Here is an 848-nt window from a genome sequence, read left to right as displayed (position 1 = left end):
TGGTGATGCTTTCGATTTTTTCACTTAAATCGAAAGATGAGATTTCGTCGGTAGCGCTGCCGCTTTCCAAATCATCACACTCGGCTAATAAAGTCGGTGGAGTGATGGCGGGGAGTTCGTCAACAATCAATTCTATCGGTTCGATATTGAAACAGCCTAGTGGCGATGTCGGATCCGTGACCCTTACATAAACCGTTTGTGGACTGGTTTGGTTTTGATAGGCAGTTGGCGTGTTAATGATTCCAGTCTCATTGTTCGCTGCGTTCTCACTTAAGTGATAGCTGATTTCAAAGTCTTCTGTAGCTTGTCCTTCAAAAAACAAATCTTCTTCTACTTGGGTCAGATCGAAAAACTGAATGCCCGTTTCGTTTAAATCGCAGGCAATTAAAGGTTCGATTTCATTGAGTAGCGGTGAATCGTAAACGAATAGGTCTAAGGTCGTGGTTTGGATGCATTGTAAACCATCGATTTCTTGGTAAATACGCACGTGCAAAGTTTGTTCCCCTGGTACTACATTTGCATAAGGCGATGTCAACGGATTTTGTCCTGTTTCTGCATCACTCGGGGTAGGGTGGAAACTTACTTGTACATCGGGATCTCCTAAAAAGTTGATTTCTGCAATACGACTGTTTAGATTAAATCCTTCATAAAAACCATCGTTATTGTTATCGCAGGCTTCAAGAGGTGTTACGCTTAACTCTACTTCGGTGGTTGAAATCGTGTCGATTTGAAAGCTATCGATGGCAAAACATTCTTCTACACTGTTTACATTGTCGATACGTACCCAAATTTCTTGGGCTGTACTGGTAAAACTCGTAGGGTCAGTTATCGGATTAACACCTCCATTG

The 848-nt window shown here is 42.1% G+C and carries 1 protein-coding gene; it reads right to left on the bottom strand.

Translation table 11 applies throughout. The features are described from left to right. Positions 1-848, bottom strand: an 848-nt coding sequence (locus tag IEV63_RS12920) for an FIDD domain-containing protein (protein ID WP_505891269.1), incomplete at both ends; no start/stop codon positions are given.

This window comes from Psychroflexus salis, from assembly GCF_014640175.1.
In the GTDB taxonomy this organism is placed as follows: domain Bacteria; phylum Bacteroidota; class Bacteroidia; order Flavobacteriales; family Flavobacteriaceae; genus Psychroflexus; species Psychroflexus salis.
The sequence above is the reverse complement of the archived record's forward strand: the minus strand, read 5'-3'. Positions and strand labels throughout refer to the sequence as shown.